This window comes from Rothia sp. (in: high G+C Gram-positive bacteria), assembly GCF_030540545.1.
In the GTDB taxonomy this organism is placed as follows: domain Bacteria; phylum Actinomycetota; class Actinomycetes; order Actinomycetales; family Micrococcaceae; genus Rothia.
Map to the genome: position 1 here is coordinate 89,237 of NZ_JAUNVZ010000002.1, position 19,532 is coordinate 108,768.

20 protein-coding genes are annotated in these 19,532 nt (G+C 57.2%); 16 read left to right on the top strand and 4 right to left on the bottom strand.

The window, feature by feature from the left end; translation table 11 throughout:
• The first annotated feature begins 8 nt into the window (after positions 1-8).
• From secY to glmM, 15 genes are all read left to right on the top strand, one after another.
• Complete coding sequence (secY, locus tag Q4P78_RS02060; RefSeq protein ID WP_303338649.1) at positions 9-1,316, top strand: preprotein translocase subunit SecY; 1,308 nt, start codon at positions 9-11, stop codon at positions 1,314-1,316.
• Positions 1,313-1,876, top strand: coding sequence for an adenylate kinase (locus tag Q4P78_RS02065; RefSeq protein WP_303338650.1), 564 nt, complete (start codon positions 1,313-1,315; stop codon positions 1,874-1,876). The genes secY and Q4P78_RS02065 overlap by 4 nt, the downstream gene beginning before the upstream one ends.
• 255 nt (positions 1,877-2,131) lie before the next feature.
• Entirely contained in the window at positions 2,132-2,974 is an 843-nt protein-coding gene (map, locus tag Q4P78_RS02070; protein ID WP_303338651.1) for a type I methionyl aminopeptidase, read from the top strand.
• A 219-nt stretch (positions 2,975-3,193) separates the two neighbouring features.
• Positions 3,194-4,537 carry a 23S rRNA (adenine(2503)-C(2))-methyltransferase RlmN gene (gene rlmN, locus Q4P78_RS02075; RefSeq protein ID WP_303338652.1) on the top strand — a complete coding sequence of 448 codons (1,344 nt, stop codon included), beginning with the start codon at positions 3,194-3,196 and terminating at the stop codon, positions 4,535-4,537.
• Between the two features lie 256 nt (positions 4,538-4,793).
• Complete coding sequence (infA, locus tag Q4P78_RS02080) at positions 4,794-5,015, top strand: translation initiation factor IF-1 (protein WP_005505018.1); 222 nt, start codon at positions 4,794-4,796, stop codon at positions 5,013-5,015.
• 113 nt (positions 5,016-5,128) lie between these two features.
• On the top strand, positions 5,129-5,242 hold the full coding sequence (rpmJ, locus tag Q4P78_RS02085; protein ID WP_004005257.1) for a 50S ribosomal protein L36: 114 nt from the start codon (positions 5,129-5,131) through the stop codon (positions 5,240-5,242).
• A 161-nt stretch (positions 5,243-5,403) separates the two neighbouring features.
• Positions 5,404-5,772 (top strand): 30S ribosomal protein S13, encoded by a 369-nt coding sequence (gene rpsM, locus Q4P78_RS02090; RefSeq protein ID WP_005505026.1) that lies wholly within the window; start codon positions 5,404-5,406, stop codon positions 5,770-5,772.
• Between the two features lie 68 nt (positions 5,773-5,840).
• Positions 5,841-6,248, top strand: coding sequence for a 30S ribosomal protein S11 (gene rpsK / locus Q4P78_RS02095; protein WP_303338653.1), 408 nt, complete (start codon positions 5,841-5,843; stop codon positions 6,246-6,248).
• Positions 6,249-6,394: 146 nt separating this feature from the next.
• A complete protein-coding gene (locus Q4P78_RS02100) occupies positions 6,395-7,384 on the top strand; it encodes a DNA-directed RNA polymerase subunit alpha (protein ID WP_303338654.1) in 990 nt (329 codons plus the stop codon).
• Positions 7,385-7,499: 115 nt separating this feature from the next.
• Positions 7,500-8,165 (top strand): 50S ribosomal protein L17, encoded by a 666-nt coding sequence (rplQ, locus tag Q4P78_RS02105; RefSeq protein WP_303338655.1) that lies wholly within the window; start codon positions 7,500-7,502, stop codon positions 8,163-8,165.
• Between the two features lie 162 nt (positions 8,166-8,327).
• Positions 8,328-9,329, top strand: coding sequence for a tRNA pseudouridine(38-40) synthase TruA (truA, locus tag Q4P78_RS02110; protein ID WP_303338656.1), 1,002 nt, complete (start codon positions 8,328-8,330; stop codon positions 9,327-9,329).
• A gap of 296 nt (positions 9,330-9,625) precedes the next feature.
• Positions 9,626-10,069 carry a 50S ribosomal protein L13 gene (rplM, locus tag Q4P78_RS02115; RefSeq protein WP_303338657.1) on the top strand — a complete coding sequence of 148 codons (444 nt, stop codon included), beginning with the start codon at positions 9,626-9,628 and terminating at the stop codon, positions 10,067-10,069.
• A 32-nt stretch (positions 10,070-10,101) separates the two neighbouring features.
• The gene (rpsI, locus tag Q4P78_RS02120; protein ID WP_303338658.1) at positions 10,102-10,593 is read left to right on the top strand and encodes a 30S ribosomal protein S9; all 492 of its coding nucleotides are present in this window, start codon (positions 10,102-10,104) and stop codon (positions 10,591-10,593) included.
• A 286-nt stretch (positions 10,594-10,879) separates the two neighbouring features.
• The gene (ppk2, locus tag Q4P78_RS02125) at positions 10,880-11,824 is read left to right on the top strand and encodes a polyphosphate kinase 2 (protein WP_303338860.1); all 945 of its coding nucleotides are present in this window, start codon (positions 10,880-10,882) and stop codon (positions 11,822-11,824) included.
• A gap of 183 nt (positions 11,825-12,007) precedes the next feature.
• Positions 12,008-13,366, top strand: a complete 1,359-nt coding sequence (gene glmM, locus Q4P78_RS02130) for a phosphoglucosamine mutase (RefSeq protein ID WP_303338659.1) — start codon at positions 12,008-12,010, stop codon at positions 13,364-13,366.
• A gap of 453 nt (positions 13,367-13,819) precedes the next feature.
• Here the strand turns inward: glmM and Q4P78_RS02135 are convergent, their stop codons facing one another.
• The 4 genes from Q4P78_RS02135 to coaA all read right to left on the bottom strand — a co-directional run bounded on the left by Q4P78_RS02135 (position 13,820) and on the right by coaA (position 17,411).
• Positions 13,820-14,113 carry a DUF2316 family protein gene (locus Q4P78_RS02135; protein ID WP_303338660.1) on the bottom strand — a complete coding sequence of 98 codons (294 nt, stop codon included), beginning with the start codon at positions 14,111-14,113 and terminating at the stop codon, positions 13,820-13,822.
• Positions 14,114-14,744: 631 nt separating this feature from the next.
• Positions 14,745-15,128, bottom strand: a complete 384-nt coding sequence (gene mscL, locus Q4P78_RS02140; RefSeq protein ID WP_303338661.1) for a large conductance mechanosensitive channel protein MscL — start codon at positions 15,126-15,128, stop codon at positions 14,745-14,747.
• 510 nt (positions 15,129-15,638) lie between these two features.
• Positions 15,639-16,424 carry a M15 family metallopeptidase gene (locus Q4P78_RS02145; protein WP_303338662.1) on the bottom strand — a complete coding sequence of 262 codons (786 nt, stop codon included), beginning with the start codon at positions 16,422-16,424 and terminating at the stop codon, positions 15,639-15,641.
• 30 nt (positions 16,425-16,454) lie between these two features.
• Positions 16,455-17,411, bottom strand: coding sequence for a type I pantothenate kinase (coaA, locus tag Q4P78_RS02150; RefSeq protein ID WP_303338663.1), 957 nt, complete (start codon positions 17,409-17,411; stop codon positions 16,455-16,457).
• Positions 17,412-17,637: 226 nt separating this feature from the next.
• Between coaA and glmS the strand changes: the two genes are divergently transcribed.
• The gene (gene glmS, locus Q4P78_RS02155) at positions 17,638-19,521 is read left to right on the top strand and encodes a glutamine--fructose-6-phosphate transaminase (isomerizing) (protein ID WP_303338664.1); all 1,884 of its coding nucleotides are present in this window, start codon (positions 17,638-17,640) and stop codon (positions 19,519-19,521) included.
• The last annotated feature ends 11 nt before the right edge of the window (positions 19,522-19,532 follow it).

The following is a 19,532-nucleotide window of genomic DNA, read 5'->3' on the forward strand; positions in this document are numbered from 1 at the left end:
GAGGACATGTGCTGAGCGCATTCGGGCGAGTTCTCAAAACCGCCGATCTGCGACGTAAGCTGCTGTTTACCCTGGGCATGATCGTACTGTACCGACTGGGCACCTTTATTCCCGCCCCCGGTATTTCCTACGGCAACGTTCAGCAATGTCTGGCGCAAAACCAGACCGGTGGCGGCATCTACGATGTCGTGAACCTATTTAGCGGCGGCGCGCTTCTGCAGCTTTCCATTTTTGCTCTGGGTGTGATGCCCTATATTACGGCAAGTATTATTATCCAGCTGCTGCGCGTTGTTATCCCGCACTTCCAGGCTCTGCATGAAGAGGGTGCACAGGGACAGACTAAGCTGACCCAGTACACCCGCTACCTGACCATCGGCCTGGCTCTGCTGAACGCAACCACCATTGTGACCATGGCACGTTCCGGCGCGCTGATCGGTTACTGCCCCGGTATTATTCCCAATGAATCCCTGCCTATTATCCTGGTGATTATCCTGGCTCTGGTGGCAGGTACCGGCATTATTATGTGGATGGGTGAGCAGATTACCGAGCGCGGTGTGGGTAACGGCATGTCCCTGCTGATCTTCACCTCCATTGCTTCCTCCTTCCCGAGCGCGCTGGGCGCCATTGCCCGCACCCAGGGTTGGGGCGTTTTCGCCGCTGTGTGCGCCGTGGGTATGGTTGTGATGATCGCCGTGGTCTACGTTGAGCAGTCCGTGCGTCGTGTGCCCGTGCAGTACGCAAAGCGCATGATTGGTCGCCGTACCATTGGCGGTAGCTCCACCTATATCCCCCTGAAGGTCAATATGGCGGGTGTGATTCCGCTGATCTTTGCATCCTCCCTGCTGGCTCTGCCGGGTATCGTTGCGCAGTTCAATACTCCCAATGATGGCTCCGCACCCCCGCAGTGGGTTGAGTGGATTAATATCTACCTGGTGCGAGGCGACCACCCGGTCTACATGGTCACCTACTTCCTGCTTATCCTAGGCTTCACTTACTTTTATGTATCGGTTACTTTCGACCCGGTCGAAGTTGCCGATAATATGAAGAAGTACGGTGGCTTTATCCCCGGTGTTCGCGCCGGCAAACCCACCGAGCGTTACCTCAGCTATGTGCTCAACCGCATCACTCTGCCCGGTTCACTCTACCTGGCAATTGTGTCCATGATTCCGCTCGTGGCACTGGTGCTCTTCAACGCTAACCAGAACTTCCCCTTCGGCGGTGCTTCGCTGCTGATTGTGGTCGGTGTTGGCCTTGATACCCTCAAGCAAATTGGCGCACAGCTATCCCAACGAAACTACGAAGGACTTCTGAAATGAACCGTCTGCTGATCATCGGCCCGCCCGGCGCGGGTAAAGGTACCCAGGCAGTAAAGATTGCCGAGGCACTGTCCATCCCCGCTATCTCCACCGGCGATATCTTCCGCAAGAACATTAAGGAAGAGACCGAACTGGGTAAGGAAGCTAAGTCGTACATTGACTCCGGCAACCTGGTTCCCGACTCCGTGACCAATAATATGGTGCGCGCACGTCTGTCCGAGGAAGACACCGCAAACGGCTTCCTGCTGGACGGCTACCCCCGCAACACCGCTCAGGTGCACGAGCTGGACGCTATCCTGGCAGATAAGGGTGAGAAGGTTGAGCGCGTGCTGCTGCTGGTTGCAGATAACGATGAGCTGGTTGCTCGTCTGCTCAACCGCGCTGCTGAGCAGGGTCGTACCGATGACAATGAAGAGGTCATTCGTCACCGCCTGAACGTGTACGCAGAAGAGACCGCACCCCTGCTGGAGCTCTACCGCGAACGCGGCATCGTTAAGGAGATCGACGGCCTGGGCGAAATCGCTGAGGTGACCGAACGTCTGCTGGATGCCCTGAAGTAGGCTTCAGAAGCTTCTTAAATAAGCGCGCCCCGTTGAATCAACGGGGCGCGCTTGTATTTTCTCTGCTGATTATTCCTGCCGTGTATTCCTCTCTATGTACACCATGATGCGAGTCATAGAACTCAGGGCAGGCTTGCTCACGGCTCTCGAAGCGTACCTTGTAAAGCGGTAGAGAAGACCTGTAAAGTAGAGAGCTGGTATTAAGACCCGCGTCCTAACATTCTAGAGCGCAGGGCAAACACAGACGGAGGACACATGGCACGCGTAGAAATCAAAACCAATAAGCAGCTGCAGCAGATGAAGCGCGCGGGTGTTATCACCAGCCGCGCCCTGGATGCAGCTGTGGCCGCAGCGGTACCCGGCGCCACCACCAAGGACCTGGACCGCGCCTTCGCCGCAACCCTGGATGAGCTGGGCGGCACCTCCAACTTCTACGGCTACTACGACTACCCGGCAACCATCTGCACCTCGGTCAATAGCGAGGTCGTCCACGGCATCCCCGGCGACTATGTGCTCAAGGACGGAGATATTATCTCCATTGATGGTGGCGCCTATGTCATTGACCCCGCCACCAACCGTCAGTGGCACGGCGACTCGGCACGCACCGTGCTGGTTGGCTCCAATGTACCCGAATCCCGCCGCGAACTCTCCGAGATTACTCGCGCAGCCCTCTGGCACGGTATTGCAGCCCTAGCACACGCTAAGAAGGTGGGCGAGGTCGGTCTTGCCGTTGAAGCCTTTGTGCGTGAAGAGGCGGGGGATAAGTACGGCATTATTGAAGACTATGTTGGTCACGGTATCGGTACCGCCATGCACATGGCACCGGATGTGCTCAACTACGCCGTACGCGACCTGGGCCCGAAGATTAAGCCCGGTATGGCTTTTGCCATTGAACCCATGCTGGTCACCGGCTCCATTGAAACCAAGGTGCTTGCCGATGACTGGACCGTGGTAACCGTGGACGGATCGGACGCCTGCCAGTGGGAACACTCCGTGGCTGTGCACAGCGAGGGCATTTGGGTGCTGACCGCAGAAGACGGCGGCGCCTCCGAGCTGAGCAAGCTGGGTGTGACCGTCAAGCCCATTCCCGAAGCATAAGCTTTATCTCTAGTCATCGCGCTCGCGAAAATACTTCCCACACGTATATTTTCGCGCCGCGATATCTACACTTCTCGATCCCCTTCGAGCAAGCGCCCGGTGCACAGCCAAGAGCCTGTCTGCATCACAGCACCGGGTGCGCCCAAAGGCCTGGCGCACTCTGTCCGTATATGCGGTAGAAACGTTCAGGCGCCTTAACACACAGGAAGAACCTATAGTATGAGCGAGACCATCGCTACCCTTGACCCTGAGAGCGTTGCCCCCGAGACAGCTGCGCCCGAAACTAGCGCTCCGGCACCCCGTAGCAGCGATGCGCTGCCCCATAGCGATATTATTCAGCCCGTAGAGCATCCCGCCGGCGGATGCGGCGCCTCTCCCTCCGGCCAGAAGAGCACCAAGGTGCCCGTGGAAATCTCCAGCGTGCGCCCTGCGCCCGGTCAGATTGCCCTCAAGGCACCCCGCCGCACCAAGCCCCCGAAGCATATTGCTGACTTCGATATGGCCGGTCGCCGCGAATTCTTGAAGGAATTGGGCTACCCGGCATTCCGCGCTTCCCAGCTCTCCAAGCACTATTTTGAGCGTCTGGTGACCGACCCGGCAGAAATGACTGACCTTCCCGCAGCTCAGCGTGAAGAAATGGTCGCTAAGGCAATGCCCACCCTGTTGACCCCGGTCCGTACCCTAGAAGCTGACGGGGGAGATACCCTCAAGGTCGTGCACCGCCTCTTTGACGGTGCTCTCATTGAATCCGTGATTATGCGCTATGACAACCGCGTGACCATGTGCATCTCTTCCCAGGCCGGCTGCGGTATGAACTGCCCCTTCTGCGCAACCGGTCAGCAGGGCTTGACCCGTAACCTCTCCACCGCCGAGATCGTGGAGCAGGTTGTGGCGGGCGCTCGCTACCTGAAGCAGATGAAGGGCTTGGAGCAGGCTGAAGGCGGCGCCGAGGACACCCGCCCGCTGCGCGTATCCAATATTGTGTTTATGGGTATGGGTGAGGCTCTGGCGAACTATAAGTCCACCATGGGTGCTGTGCACCGCCTGATTGACGCCTCCCCCGAGGGCTTGGGTATTTCCGCTCGCGGTCTGACCATGTCCACTGTGGGTCTGGTGCCCGGTATCCGTAAGTTCGAGTTGGAGAAGTTGCCGGTTACCCTGGCGCTGTCCCTGCACGCACCGGATGATGAGCTGCGCGATGAGCTGATTCCGATCAACCAGCGTTGGAAGGTGGACGAGACTCTGGATGCCGCTTACGATTACTACCGCGCAACCGGTCGTCGTGTTTCCATTGAGTACGCTCTGATTCGCGATATTAATGACCAGGGTTGGCGTGCGGATCTTTTGGGTAAGAAGCTGGCTCAGCGCGGCCGTGGCTGGGTGCATGTGAACCCCATTCCGCTCAACCCCACTCCGGGTTCGAAGTGGACCGCTTCCCGCAAGGGCGTGGAACAGAACTTCGTGGAGCGTTTGCGCGCGCACGGTATTCCGACCACTATTCGTGATACTCGCGGTAGCGATATTGACGGTGCATGCGGTCAGCTGGCGGCGAAGGAAGACTAGCTCTTTAGTGCGCTGACCTATGCTAGAAGGCCGGTAGGGGAGAACCTCTACCGGTCTTCTTCTACTCTGTCCACACTCTGTGATGAACGCAATAGAAATATTTTCTTGTGTTAAGCGGGGTGTTTAGCGTAGAGTTAACAGTTGGTAGTTTCTACCGGTGCTTAGTGCGCTCTTTTTGAGCCGGCTCCGGAATGCTGGAAACCACCGGTTATATAAGCCGTCGGGCGCACGCCCGACATTAACGTAAGCGGAGGATATGGCAAAGAAAGACGGCGTCATCGAGATTGAGGGCTCAGTGGTTGAAGCCCTGCCCAACGCGATGTTCCGTGTTGAGCTGGATAACGGTCACAAGGTTCTCGCGCATATCTCTGGCAAGATGCGTCAGCACTACATTCGCATCCTGCCTGAGGATCGCGTGGTAGTGGAACTGAGCCCCTACGACCTCTCCCGTGGTCGTATTGTCTACCGTTACAAGTAAAAAGCGCCGGTAGTCGCACCCGCGGCTGCCAACGCTTATCACGGGGTAATGTGCTCCCTGATCGGGGAACCTCTTATCCCACCAGTTATCAAGTTGCAATCAAAAGGAATGCGATGAAGGTTAAGCCGAGCGTTAAGCCGATCTGCGATAAGTGCAAGGTGATCCGCCGTCACGGTGTGGTCATGGTGATCTGCGAAAACCCGCGCCACAAGCAGCGCCAGGGCTAATCCCTAGCGTCTGAACCCCGCCACACGGGCGGGCAATAGTAATAGGCACCGCTCCAAGCCCTTAGGGGCTGGATACCTCCGGACTCAGAGGCCGGGGACCGGGCATCAGCTCGGGCAGTGATGCTATAGACCTCTGGAATACAACAAGGAGAAGCCAAAGTATGGCACGTCTCGCTGGAGTTGATATTCCCCGCGAAAAGCGCGTGGAAGTTGCTCTCACTTACATCTACGGCGTGGGCAAGACCCGTGCACACGAAACCCTCGCTGCTACCGGCGTCAACCCTGACACCCGTGTCAAGGACCTGACCGACCAGGAGCTCGTGGCTCTTCGTGACTTCATCGAAGGCAACTACAAGGTTGAAGGTGATCTTCGCCGCGAGGTTGCAGCCGACATCCGCCGCAAGGTAGAAATCGGTAGCTACCAGGGTCTGCGTCACCGTCGCGGCCTGCCGGTTCACGGTCAGCGCACCAAGACCAACGCACGTACCCGTAAGGGCCCGAAGCGTACCGTCGCAGGTAAGAAGAAGTAATCTACGTTGCTCTGTTGGAACATCGCTTTCAACCAACGTACTAGTAAACCTTTGTAGGAGAATCAAAAATGCCTCCCAAGACTCGCTCTGCGGCAGCTCGTAAGACCAACCGCCGCAAGGTTAGCAAGAACATCGTTGCAGGTCAGGCTCACATCAAGTCGACCTTCAACAACACCATCGTCTCCATCACCGATCCCACCGGTGCAGTGATTTCCTGGTCCAGCGCTGGCGATATGGGCTTCAAGGGCTCTCGTAAGTCCACCCCCTACGCTGCTCAGCTGGCTGCAGAAGCTGCTGCAAACCGCGCCAAGGAGCACGGCGTCCGCAAGGTTGACGTGTTCGTCAAGGGCCCCGGTTCCGGTCGCGAAACCGCAATCCGCTCCCTGCAGGCTGCAGGCCTGGAGGTCGGCTCGATTCAGGACGTCACCCCCGTTGCATTCAACGGCTGCCGTCCCCCGAAGCGCCGCCGTGTCTAATGAGGTCTTAGACCTCACTACCGCACACGGGTGCTTTTCACACGAGCTAAGTGCCCGAAAAGCGATAGACACCCGTCTGCTTCCTTAGAAACTGTTTTCCCTAGACCTGTGGACTCATATAGCGGAGTCCACCGAAAGGAAACAAAGTGCTTATTGCACAGCGACCCACTCTGACTGAAGAAGTTGTAGCGCCCAACCGTTCGCGCTTCACCCTCGAGCCCCTCGAACCGGGCTTCGGCTACACCATGGGTAACTCCCTGCGTCGCACCCTGCTCTCCTCCATCCCTGGCGCTGCTGTTACCAGCGTGCGCATTGATGGTGTGCTGCACGAGTTCAGCACCGTGCCGGGCGTAACCGAGGATGTCACCGAGCTGATCTTGAACATCAAGAAGCTCTCCATCTCCTCCGAGGTGGACGAACCCGTCGTAGCGTACCTGCGCAAGCAGGGCGAAGGCGAGCTGACCGCAGGCGATATCGAGGTGCCCGCCGGTGTTGAAATCCACAACCCCGAGCTGCACATCGCAACCCTGAACGCGTCGGCTAACTTCAGTGCTGAGCTGATCATCGAGCGTGGCCGCGGCTACGTTTCGGCAGCACAGAACAAGACCGGCGATGCTGAAATCGGTCGTATTCCGATTGACTCCATCTACTCCCCGGTTCTGAAGGTTACCTTCAGCGTGAACGCAACTCGTGTTGAGCAGCGTACCGACTTCGACAGCCTGACCCTGGACGTCGAAACCAAGGAAGCCATCGCTCCCCGTGATGCTGTTGCATCCGCAGGTAGCACCCTGGTCGAGCTCTTCGGCCTGGCACGCGAACTGAACATTGCTGCAGAGGGTATTGAAGTTGGCCCGTCTCCCGCAGACGAGTCCATGGCGGCAGATCTGGCATTGCCCATTGAAGATCTGAACATGACCGTCCGCTCCTACAACTGCCTCAAGCGCGAGGGCATCCACACCGTGGCTGAACTCGTGACCCGCAGTGAAGCTGACCTCATGGATATCCGTAACTTCGGTGCAAAGTCCATCGACGAAGTCAAGGCAAAGCTCCAGGAGCTGGGCCTGGCTCTGAAGGACTCGCCCCTCGGTTTCGACCCCGCAGCACGCGGCGATGACGAGGACGGTTCCGGCGAATAATCCGCACGCGGATTTCGTCTCGAAATCTTTCACCGGGTTTCCCCCGGGATCAGTCAAACTTGGTTCCTAAGCTCCGCTGCTGGGGCAACGGAACGTAAACCATGGAGAATTAACTATGCCTACTCCCACTAAGGGTCCCCGCCTCGGCGGTTCCCCGACCCATGAGCGTCTGATGCTCAACAACCTGTCGGCTCAGCTGTTCCAGCACAAGCGCATCACCACCACCCTGACCAAGGCAAAGCGCCTGCGTCCGGTGGCAGAGCGCTTCATCACCTTCGGTAAGAAGGGCGATCTGGCTGCTCGTCGTCGCGTTCTGCGTTCGATCACCGATAAGGGTATCGTCCACGAGCTGTTCACCGTCATTGCTCCCGCAATGGCTGAGCGTCCCGGTGGCTACACCCGTATCATCAAGATCGGTAACCGCAAGGGCGACAACGCTCCCATGGCTGTCATCGAGCTCGTGATGGAGCCCGTTGCATCCAAGGGTGCTGTAGCAGAAGCAACCAAGGTTGCTGAGAAGGCTGCAGAGGCTCCCAAGGCTGAAGCTCCCAAGGCTGAGGCATCCGACCTGCCCGCAGGTGCACACGCACCCCTGGAATCCGGCGAAGCTCCCGAGGGCTTCGAGGTCAAGGGCAACGCTGACTCGATGAAGTACCACGTACCCGGTTCTCGCTGGTACTCCTCCACCAAGGCTGAGATTTGGTTCGACTCCGCTGAGTCGGCTAAGGCTGCAGGTTACGCACCTGCCGGTGGCGAAGCAGCTCAGAAGGTTTCCGAGTAATTCGGTTTCCCTCTCTAGCTTGTAGCTAAGAATCCGCCGTCTACCCTGCACAAGGGTGGGCGGCGGATTGCTTTAACCTCTCAAGCCCTCTCTCTTGGCTAAGAGCCTGTGGACGGGGAAGAAGGTAGACTAAAGACAATAGAAAGGCAGGTAGCAATGGTAGTGAGCACTGAGCATATAGGGGAGCAGAACCCGCAGATTATTCTGGACTGCGGGGATGACCTGCTGGCCAAGGGCTCTGCGGATATAGCCCGTAGAAACTATCAGCGCATCCGCCTGGACTTTAGCTATGACGGCGCGCCCTTCTCCGGCTGGGCTGCACAGCCTGGAAGAGTTACCGTGCAGGGAATTCTAGAAAACGCCCTGGAGCTGATTCTGCGCAAGCCCGTGCGTCTCACCGTTGCCGGACGTACCGATGCCGGGGTCCACGCCCAACACCAAAGCGCACACCTGGATATTGAGCTCTCCCGCTGGGAGGCTATGCGCGGTCGTGATGGGCAGGGGACGCCGGAAGAGATCATGGCGCGTAAGCTGCGCGGTGCCCTCAAACGCTCCCTAGCCCTGGCTGAAGAAGACTTGGGACTGCCCGCGCCCCTGCGAGGAAGCCTGCAGGGAGCCATTGTCCTCTATAGTGTGAGCGCCGTACCCGCCGATTTTGACGCCCGCTTTTCCGCTACCGGGCGCAGCTATATCTACCGTATCTATGACGGCTCGCATGCCGGAGCCGACCCGCTCTACCGCGGCTTTAGCTGGGGCATAGGAGAGAAACTAGATATTGAGGATTTGAACCGCATCTCGGCATCTCTACTGGGTCTGCACGATTTCCTCTCCTTCTGCAAACCCCGAGAAGACGCCACCACCGTGCGCGAGCTGCGCGAAGTCCGCTGGGAGAGAGAAGGGCAGCTGGTAACGGTACATATTTCTGCCGATGCCTTCTGTCACCATATGGTGCGCTCCCTGGTGGGTGCCCTGGTTCGCTACGGCACGGGCCAAAAGGATGAAGCCTGGCTGTTGGAGCGCTTGGAGAAGCCCGCACGAGATTCCTCGGTACTGCTGGCTCCTGCCCAGGGGCTCTCTCTGAGCGCGATCCACTACCCGGCGCAGGAGGAATACGCGGCGCAAGCATCAAGGACACGCCGTAAGCGCAGTCTGGAGCAGGCTTAATAGCGCCCCCGGTGGAGGGGTAAATTACACGGATGAAATTTAAATCCGAAAAAGCCCGTTTTTAAGCCCCTCAGACTGGATTAAGTGACTTAACTAGGGTATAGTCTTGCTATGTTGTGCGTGTTCTACCCGAATCACGCGAACCGGCGCTGTCTAAGTTGCAGGACGTTAGGTGCCGGATCGTACGGGCAGAACGGGCGTGCGAGCGGTCCTCACCCGCAGCTCGTCATGCACGTAAGTAATAGGCGTGATACCCAACTAGCGCCGTATGTACATTTCGAGACAAAGGCCAAATTTTGCGCACTTATACTCCTAAGCCCGGCGAAGTAGAGCGCCAGTGGCACGTCATTGACGCTGCTGACGTTGTTCTCGGTCGCCTCGCAAGCCAGACCGCTATCCTGCTGCGCGGTAAGCACAAGCCCACTTTCGCACCGCACGTTGACACCGGTGACTTCGTTATCATCGTGAACGCTGACAAGGTCGCCCTGACCGGTGCAAAGCTCGAGCAGAAGCGTGCATACCGTCACTCAGGTTACCCCGGCGGTCTGAAGTCCGTTAATTACGCAGAACTGCTGGAAACCAACCCCGTTCGCGCGGTTGAGAAGGCTGTTAAGGGCATGCTGCCCAAGAACAAGCTGGCAGCTCAGCAGCTGAAGAAGCTGAAGGTTTACGCTGGTCCCGAGCACCCGCACGCGGCACAGCAGCCCAAGACCTTCGAATTCAACCAGGTCGCCCAGTAATTCGGGCCTACGAAGAAACTTTAGGAGAAATCGTGGCTCAGAACGAAGAGCAGATTGTAGTAGAGGAAGAGCTGACCAGCTACACCTCTGAATCCGCAGCTCCCGCAGCTGCAAAGGCAGCACGTCCGGCACTGACCGTTGCAGGCGCAGCAGTTGGTCGCCGTAAGGAAGCAGTAGCACGCGTTCGCGTTGTGCCCGGCTCCGGCAACTGGACCATCAACGGTCGCACCCTGGAGAACTACTTCCCCAACAAGCTGCACCAGCAGGACGTCAACGAACCCTTCAAGCTGCTTGAGCTCGAAGGCGCATACGACGTGATTGCTCGCATCAACGGTGGTGGCCCCTCCGGTCAGGCAGGCGCACTGCGCCTGGGTATCGCTCGTGCACTGAACGAGATCGACCGCGAGAACAACCGCCCCGCACTGAAGAAGGCTGGCTACCTGACTCGTGACGCACGTGTTATCGAGCGTAAGAAGGCTGGTCTTAAGAAGGCACGCAAGGCTTCGCAGTTCTCCAAGCGTTAATCGCTGGGCTTATTGCTCGCAACCCCGCACGGATTCACTACGAATCCGGGCGGGGTTCGCCTTTTAACTTCCCTTTGGGTTTTAGAGTGCAGCACACGGGGTAGGGGCGCAGGGGATAAGAGTTAGAGTGAAAATAACTGTAATGTTTGTCATAATTACTCGCCCTCGCTATGCTTAAAGAGTCAAGAAACTCAACGAAAAGAGTGAACTCATGGTAGAGCAGACCCCCGCACCGTTGCACACCGAAAACACCGAGGCAGTAGAACCCGCCCCGGTCACCACGCGCATGAGCGTTATTAAGCAGGCGCTCAAGCCCCAAGCACGCCGCACCTCCGTGGTTGAAGACTACTCCGCCGAACTGGACGAAATGGCATCCCTGACCGCAGCTCTGAACGGCAATAAAGACAAGTCCGACGCCTGGAAGATCGGCTACCCCTACGACACTAAGCTCAGCCGCAAAGCCTACGAAAAGGAAAAGCGTGCCCTGCAAATCGAGCTGCTCAAACTCCAGCTCTGGGCAAAAGCCACCGGACAGAAAATCCTGATCATTTTCGAAGGCCGCGACGCAGCCGGTAAAGGCGGCTCCATTAAGCGCTTCACCGAGCATATGAACCCCCGCGGATCCCGCGTGGTCGCCCTGGAAAAGCCTACCGACGCCGAACAGACCCAGTGGTACTTCCAGCGCTATATTAAGCACCTGCCCTCCGGCGGCGAAATCGTTATGATGGACCGCTCATGGTACAACCGCGCCGGCGTGGAACGCGTCATGGGCTATTGCACCCAGGCACAATACTTCGAATTCATGCGAGAAGCCCCCGAACTGGAACGCATGCTCGTCAACTCCGGCATTAAGCTCATTAAGTTCTGGTTCTCCGTCACCCGCGAAGAACAGCTGGCACGCTTCAACTCCCGCCGTACCGACCCGGTACGCCAGTGGAAGCTCTCGCCCACCGATTTGGCATCCCTGGATAAGTGGGACGACTACACCGCGGCGAAGGAAGCCATGTTCTTCTACACCGATACTGGTGACGCGCCCTGGACTGTCATCAAATCCAACGACAAGAAGCGCGCCCGCCTGGAATGCATGCGCTATGTGCTCAGCCAGTTCGACTACACCGCCAAGGACGAAGAGGTGGTCGGTACCGTAGACCCGCTCATTGTTGGGCCCGCCTCGGCAATCTTTGACGGTGACAATGCGGTCGAGGACCCGGACTTCCCCGTCATTCAATAATGGTTTTCCTGAAAGCTATGAATTGCCCTGACAAGGCGTGATAAACGCATAGCGCCCGCGCACCCCGTTTCCTCGGTCCTCTTCAGCAGGGCTGAAGAAACGGGGTGCGGTATTTACGCCAAATTCACCACAAAAAGCCACCCAACGGGCACAGAACACACATCAAGCACGTAGAATAGAAGAGTGACTGAACGACTTTTTGGAACCGACGGTGTACGCGGTCTAGCAAACGACGTAATTACCCCCGCCCTCGCGCTTGAACTCGCGCAGGCAGCAGCAGTAGTCCTCGGCTACGAACAAGCAGCACCCGGCAAACGCCCCGTAGCTGTCATTGCCAACGACTCCCGCGCCTCCGCAGACTTCATCAGTGCAGCCATCACCGCAGGCCTGACCGCCTCCGGTGTAGACGTGCTTAACGCGGGTATCGTACCCACCCCCGCCGCAGCATACCTCGTGGCACACACCGACGCAGACTTCGGTGTCATGATCTCCGCATCCCACAACCCCGCGGCAGATAACGGCATTAAATTCCTCGCACGCGGCGGTCAGAAACTCGACGACGCCATCGAAGACGCCATCGAACGCGTATACCGAGCCAAAGAATTCCGCTACCCCGTTGGCGGCGAAGTAGGCACCGCACGCGCTCTCGAGAACGGCACCGAAGCATATGTGGAGCACCTTATCTCCACCGTGCCCGCCGGCAAGCCCCTTGCAGGTAAGAAAATCGTGCTCGACTGCGCCAACGGTGCAGCCTACGCAGCATCCCCCGCAGCCTTCGAAGCACTCGGTGCAGAAGTCATCGCCCTCGCCGTAGAACCCAATGGCACCAATATTAACGACGGCGTAGGCTCCACCCACCCCGAGAAACTGCAGGAAGCAGTCATCTCCCACGGCGCCGACCTCGGCATCGCACACGACGGCGACTCCGACCGCTGCCAGGCAGTGGACGAAAACGGCAAGCTCGTCGACGGCGACCAGATCATGGCAATCCTCGCCCTTGCCGCCAAGGCACAGGGTAAGCTCGCAGCCGATACCCTCGTAGCAACCGTTATGAGCAGCCTGGGTCTCGAGCTCTACCTGCGCGAGCACGGAATCAACCTTGTACGCACCGCCGTTGGCGACCGCTATGTGCTCGAATCCATGCGTGAACACGGCTACAACCTCGGTGGCGAACAGTCCGGCCATGTGATCATGAGCGACTACGCAACTACCGGCGACGGCGTGCTCACCGGCCTGCAGCTGGCCGTAGAAGTAGCATCTAGCGGTCAGAGCCTCTCTGAGCTGGCATCCCGTATGCAGCCCACCCCGCAGAAGCTCATTAACGTCAAGGGCGTAGACCGAGCAGCCGTCAAGACCAATACTGCACTGGCTGAGGCTATCGCCGCCGCTGAGACTACCCTGGGTGAGAGCGGACGCGTGCTGCTGCGAGCATCCGGTACCGAGCCACTGGTTCGCGTTATGGTCGAAGCAGCTACTCAGGACGATGCTGATCGTATTGCAGCCCAGCTGGCTGAGGTCGTAGCTACTGAGCTAGCGCTCTAATACATATCTGAATCTAAAGGCTCCGTACTGATTGAGTATGGAGCCTTTAGCCATATCTGGGTTCCTGAGACATGATTGCTGTCTGAGATGAGTGTTCGTGCACCTGATTGGGCGCTTAGGTGCGGCGCCGCTGCGGAGATTGAAACTTCGCGGGTGCTCAAACATTGCTCCGGAAGTATCACCTTTCCGAGGCGGATTCGGGTTGGTTTTTCATACTTCCTTCGCAAAACTGCGCGCTGACGCTCGTTTCTTCTCCTTGCGGCTTGTGCCCGTATCTTGCGTTTCCGAGATTGCTGGGGGCTTGTATCCGTCTGTCCCTGAGGGGATGGCGAATGGGGTTTTCGAGTGCTTGCGTTATGCACGCGTCTTACGATATTTTGACCCCGGGTTCGGGACGGTAGCGTTTCTGAGGCTTCTCGCGTTTTCTGAACTCGAACTCGCTGGATTTGAACTCTAGTAGCGGTTGTCTTCAACGCCGAACCACATGCGTGCTGCAGAACGCATATGCTCAGGCAGATGGCGGAAGGTAGCCTGATAGCCGCGGGCCTTGGCCTCACTCTCAATTACATCGCGTACCAGCCACACATGTACCGGGTTCACATGCCCGGTCAGGGTAAAGGCAGACTGGAAATCAGCTGGACACAGACCGCATTCTTGCTCAATCTCGTCGACACTGACGGATGCTGCTTTAATGGCGCGGGTAAAATCTTCAGCGGTTTCTGCACGCTGCTGCGGGTTCAAAGACATGAATACACCTTTCTTTCCCTCTCACTCTACATCCTTAGGAGACTCTAATACATTGCGCATGGGACGATGCCAAGGGAGAGACTTCCAGAGCTCGCTTGCTTTCCAGCCCTCCCGGATCTGAAGAGCATCATCCCATGCGGGGTGTGGCGTATGCGAGTCCAAGAAAAAGCGAAGAACCTCAAAACGCTACCACCCCGAACGCGAGCAAAGTATACGGTGAGACGCGTGTGGAAGGTGATCACTCGAAAACCCCATTCGCCACCCCCCTCAGGGACTCGAGCACGCGCACCAAGCCGAGGCAGGCAGGAAACGAGGCGTACGCGCTGAGTTATGCGAAGCTCGCACATTCTCTGAAACTCTAGCCGGCCTCAGAAAAAAGCGAGCGGAGCATTGTCTGAAGCGCAGCGAAGTTTCCATACAGCCTCGGCGAAGCCCGGAAAGTAGACACTCAGCCACAGCCTTGCCGGATTGGTGGCCGTAGCCTTGCCGGATTGAGATAGGGGAGAAATGGGCATGAAGAAAGGGCTCTCACTGGATCAGTGAGAGCCCTTAGAGATGTGAGAAAGAACCTCAGAGCATGAAAGGATTATAGGAGATTATGCTCTGAAAATCTCAAGGAGTAATAGAAAGATTACTTCTGAGCGAGAGAGTCGCGGATCTCCTTCAGGAGCTGCAGCTCGGTCTCTTCCTCTTCTTCTTCCTCTTCAACCTTGTTGCGGGTTGCAATCTCGGTGAGCTTCTGAATCGGAACAACGATGCAGAAGTACACAGCGGAAGCAATCAGCAGGAAGTTAACAACAGCGGTCAGGAAGACGCCGATCTTGATCTGCTCGCCCGGGCCGACTGCCAGGAAGGAGTCGAAGTTGGGGGAACCAATCAATGCGGAAATTGCGGGCATCAGCACGGAGCTGACCAGTGCGGTCACAACGGTGGTGAACGCGGTACCCATGATCATACCGACGGCAAGGTCAATGACGTTGCCGCGCATCAAGAAATCTTTAAAACCTTTAAGCATGAAATCAAGAATAGCGCCTTTTGGGGTGCTGGTGCGTCAAAAATGGCCAAAATTTTACCCGTAAACCACGTGTTTTTATTCACATGAAACTTTCAGGTAACGTTGAGGGATTGTTCAGGGAATTTGAACATAGATAAAATAAGGTTATCCATACCTGAAGTGTGGCATCTTTCCCGTAATGGCGGGGGAGTGTGCGTCATGGGTGCGGGGTGGAGGATGTGTTTGTGGTTGGTGTGGATCAGTCAATTTTTTGGTGGGATTGCTGGGTGTGGCGCCATGAATTTCTTTGCAGTTATCTGCAAAATATTCGCTCTTATTCTTGAAAAACTCAGAAGAAAAACGGGGCACAAAATCGGGTGTGAATGTATAAGCTATCATTCTCATTTGCAATACCCTCTAGCCGTCTGAACCCTAAACTCTACAAACCCACCCATAGACTAAGCCCCCGTGACGATCCACGGGGGCTTAGTCTATGGGTGGGCTGAACCGCTCACAGCGTGCAGATTCGGCTTAGTCCTCGCCCAAATAGTTGGGAGCTGCACCGGTCTGGGTGAACTCCTCAAAGGTCTTTGCGCCGCTGGAGACATACTTTGCGGCATTCTCGCGACCAATGTAGCGGAAATGCCAGGGCTCATAGGCGTAACCGGTCACGGGCTTCAAATCCTTGGGGAAACGCAGAATAAAACCGTAGGTGTGGGCATTCTTCGCCAGCCACACTCCGGCGGAGGTGTCCTCATAGCACTCCTGCAGCAGGCAACCCTCGGGGGAGGCAAAATCCACCGCCAGACCGCTCTGATGCTCCGAATAGCCCGGGCGCGCCGACACATCATCGGCACCTGCCTTGCCGTTCTGGCTCACCCAGTGGTTATAGGTGGTTACCTGATCATCATAGGAACGGTAGGCGCTAGTCACGGTCACGGTGACGCCCGCAGCCTGCGCAGCCTGCATCATGGCGGTAGCCGCTGCAGCCGCCTCCTTACGCAGCTGATGGCCCGCAAAAGGCACCAGATCGTTCGGCGCCCAGGTCTTAGATGCAAAAGGGCGACGCTTATTAACAATCATCAGCAGAGAGGAGGGGCTAGACTCAGTGCTGGCAGAAGCCGAAGGAAGAGACACAGAACTTGCGGCAGAGGCGCTAGAAGCCACAGAAGCCTGCGTCGAAGAGGCTGCAGAGCCCGCTGCACTGCTCGAAGAAGCGGAAGAAGACTCGCCCGAAGAAGAGCAGGCAGAAAGCAGAGCCGCGCCCGAGAGCATAACTCCGGCAGAGATAGCGGAACGACGATTCACAGAAGACATCTAAACTCCTTAGTAGATTCGGTGATTGGCTTAGTTTTTACGCAGGAACACGCGCTGCACGCTATGGTCGGAGCCCTTTTCCAAAATCAGGTGGGCACGGGCACGCGTTGGCAGAACATTCTCCACCAGATTGACCTCATTCACGCTCTTCCAAATACCGGTAGCCACCTCAATAGCCTGCTCATCGGTCAGCTCAGCATAGCGGCGGAAATGAGAATCCGGGTTCGTAAAGGCAGAAGAGCGCAGAGAGAGGAAACGATCGACATACCAGGACTGAATATCCTCGGTGCGCGCATCCACATAAATAGAGAAATCAAAAAAATCGCTCAGGGTCAGATCCGAAGTTTCCGGGCCCTCGGCCCCTGCTGGGGCTAGAACATTCAGGCCCTCAAGAATCAGCACATCCGGGGCGGTGACCTCAATACGCTCATCGGGCAAAATATCGTAATACAAATGAGAGTACTTGGGGGCAAAAACCTGCGGCTGACCGGACTTAATCGCCGAGACAAACTCCAGCAGGGCGCGACGATTATAGGACTCGGGGAAACCCTTGCGGTGCATAATACCGCGACGCTTGAGCTCCTCATTGGGGTAGAGGAAACCATCGGTGGTCACCAACTGAACCTTAGGGGTCGAGGGCCAGCGCTGCAGCAGAGCTTGCAATAGGCGCGCGGTAGTGGACTTGCCCACCGCTACCGAACCTGCGACACCAATAATAAAAGGCACCTTGCGCTGAGACGTGCCCAAAAAATCATTGGTCATATGATTCAACGAAGAGGCCGCATTAACGTAGAGATTAAGCAGGCGAGAAATCGGCAGGTAAATCTGCTGAACCTCCGCCAGATCCGTGGTTTCGCCCAGGCCGCGCAGAGCCTGCAGCTCAGCCTCCGAAAGAGGCATCTGAATTTCGGTGCCCAGATGCGCCCAGCGCTCGCGGTCAATGGTGGTAAAGCGCGAGGCGGCAGTGGCAGAAGAATGGGAGCTCATTTATCCAAGTGTAGCGTTTTCTACCCGGCACCGCTTTTATCCCCGGCATATGACACACCTTGCAAAAACTACCGAAAAATGACGGGCTAGATCGGCACTTTTGCCGAAAAGCACGTGAGGGAATAGAGGGGCTACTCGGATGGTTGTATTAGACAGTTAGCAGAAACACCGCAGCACGGAGAAGAAAACACCCGAGCTAGAGTCAGAATAGGATAAAATTAGCACTATGTGTGGAATTGTTGGATATGTAGGTCTGGGTACCACCCCGGACAATAAGAAGTTCGACCACAACGCATACGACGTTGTGATTGAAGGTCTGCGCCGCCAGGAATACCGCGGCTACGACTCTGCAGGTGTTGCACTCATCTGCCCCGACGGAATCGAATTCCGTAAGAAGAAGGGTAAGCTGATCGAGCTCGAAAACGAGGTCGAAGCACGCCCCCTGGACGAATCCTTTATCGGTATCGGCCACACCCGCTGGGCTACCCACGGTGGTCCCACCGACGCTAACGCTCACCCCCACGTTGTTGACGGCGGCAAGCTCGCTGTTGTGCACAACGGTATCGTCGAAAACTTCGCAGAACTGCGCGCTGAGCTGCAGGCAGAAGGCTTCGAGTTCCTCTCTCAGACCGACACCGAGGTAGCCGGCGCCCTGATCGCAAGCATCTACGACAAGCTTGAGACCAAGGACCTGACCGAGGCTGTCCGCCAGGCATCCAACCGCATGGAAGGTGCCTTCACCATTCTGGCAATCCACCGCGATTGCCCCGACCGTGTGGTAGCAACCCGCCGTAACTCCCCCCTGGTCATCGGCCTGGGCGAGAACGAAAACTTCCTGGGCTCTGACGTCTCTGCTTTCATTGACTACACCAAGGAAGCAGTGGAAATGGGTCAGGATCAGATCGTGACTATTACCTCCAATGGCTACGAGATTATTGACTTCGACGGCAACCCCGCCGAGGGCAAGCCCTTCCACATTGAATGGGACGCAGCAGCAGCTGAAAAGGGCGGCTACAACTCCTTCATGGAAAAGGAAATCCACGAGCAGCCCGCAGCCGTTGAGCAGACCCTCATGGGTCGTATGGACGAAAACGGCAACCTGACTCTGGACGAGCTGAACATCGACGACTCGGTACTGCGCTCCATCGACAAGATCATCGTGGTTGCTTGCGGTACCGCAGCATACGCTGGCCAGGTGGCACGCTACGCCATCGAGCACTGGTGCCGTATCCCCACCGAGGTTGAGCTGGCACACGAGTTCCGCTACCGTGACCCGATCGTGAACGAGAAGACCCTGATCGTGGCTCTCTCCCAGTCCGGCGAGACCATGGACACCCTGATGGCTGTGCGCCACGCACGCGAACAGGGCGCAAAGGTCATCTCCATCTGCAACACCAATGGCTCGACCCTGCCCCGCGAATCCGACGCAGCGCTGTACACCCACGCCGGCCCGGAAATCGCAGTGGCATCTACCAAGGCATTCCTTGCACAGATCACCGCAGCATACCTGCTGGGCCTGTACCTGGCACAGCTGCGCGGCAATAAGTACAAGGACGAAATCGCTGCAATTCTCGCCGAGCTGCAGAAGATGCCCGAAAAGATCCAGCGCGTTATCGACAATGACGAAGCTGTGAAGGCACTGGGCGTAGAGATGAAGGACGCATCCTCCGTGATCTTCCTGGGCCGCCACGTTGGCTACCCCGTAGCTATGGAAGGCGCCCTGAAGCTGAAGGAAATCACCTACATCCACGCTGAAGGCTTCGCGGCAGGCGAGCTCAAGCACGGCCCGATCGCTCTGATCGACGAGGGCCAGCCCGTAATTATCGTGGTTCCCTCCCCGAACGGTCGCGACTCGCTGCACGGCAAGGTCGTTTCCAATATTCAGGAAGTGCGCGCACGCGGTGCCTACACCATCGTGATCGCAGAAGAGGGCGATGAGGCAGTCAAGGACTACGCAGACCGCCTGATTACCGTACCGGCAGCTCCCTCCCTGCTGCAGCCTCTGCTGGCAACCGTGCCGCTGCAGATCTTCGCATGCGCCCTGGCAGAAGCTAAGGGCCTGGACGTTGACCAGCCGCGTAACCTGGCAAAGTCTGTGACCGTGGAGTAATCTCTACCCGG

Bases quoted from the DNA above. Each gene is read 5' to 3' on its own strand.
- rlmN (WP_303338652.1), top strand. From the start codon at position 3,194: ATGAGCGAGACCATCGCTACCCTTGACCCTGAGAGCGTTGCCCCCGAG.
- rplQ (WP_303338655.1), top strand. From the start codon at position 7,500: ATGCCTACTCCCACTAAGGGTCCCCGCCTCGGCGGTTCCCCGACCCAT.
- ppk2 (WP_303338860.1), top strand. From the start codon at position 10,880: ATGAGCGTTATTAAGCAGGCGCTCAAGCCCCAAGCACGCCGCACCTCC.
- Q4P78_RS02145 (WP_303338662.1), bottom strand. From the start codon at position 16,424: ATGTCTTCTGTGAATCGTCGTTCCGCTATCTCTGCCGGAGTTATGCTC.
- mscL (WP_303338661.1), bottom strand. From the start codon at position 15,128: ATGCTTAAAGGTTTTAAAGATTTCTTGATGCGCGGCAACGTCATTGAC.
- map (WP_303338651.1), top strand. From the start codon at position 2,132: ATGGCACGCGTAGAAATCAAAACCAATAAGCAGCTGCAGCAGATGAAG.
- Q4P78_RS02065 (WP_303338650.1), top strand. From the start codon at position 1,313: ATGAACCGTCTGCTGATCATCGGCCCGCCCGGCGCGGGTAAAGGTACC.
- rpmJ (WP_004005257.1), top strand. From the start codon at position 5,129: ATGAAGGTTAAGCCGAGCGTTAAGCCGATCTGCGATAAGTGCAAGGTG.
- rpsM (WP_005505026.1), top strand. From the start codon at position 5,404: ATGGCACGTCTCGCTGGAGTTGATATTCCCCGCGAAAAGCGCGTGGAA.
- Q4P78_RS02135 (WP_303338660.1), bottom strand. From the start codon at position 14,113: ATGTCTTTGAACCCGCAGCAGCGTGCAGAAACCGCTGAAGATTTTACC.
- glmS (WP_303338664.1), top strand. From the start codon at position 17,638: ATGTGTGGAATTGTTGGATATGTAGGTCTGGGTACCACCCCGGACAAT.
- rpsK (WP_303338653.1), top strand. From the start codon at position 5,841: ATGCCTCCCAAGACTCGCTCTGCGGCAGCTCGTAAGACCAACCGCCGC.
- coaA (WP_303338663.1), bottom strand. From the start codon at position 17,411: ATGAGCTCCCATTCTTCTGCCACTGCCGCCTCGCGCTTTACCACCATT.
- infA (WP_005505018.1), top strand. From the start codon at position 4,794: ATGGCAAAGAAAGACGGCGTCATCGAGATTGAGGGCTCAGTGGTTGAA.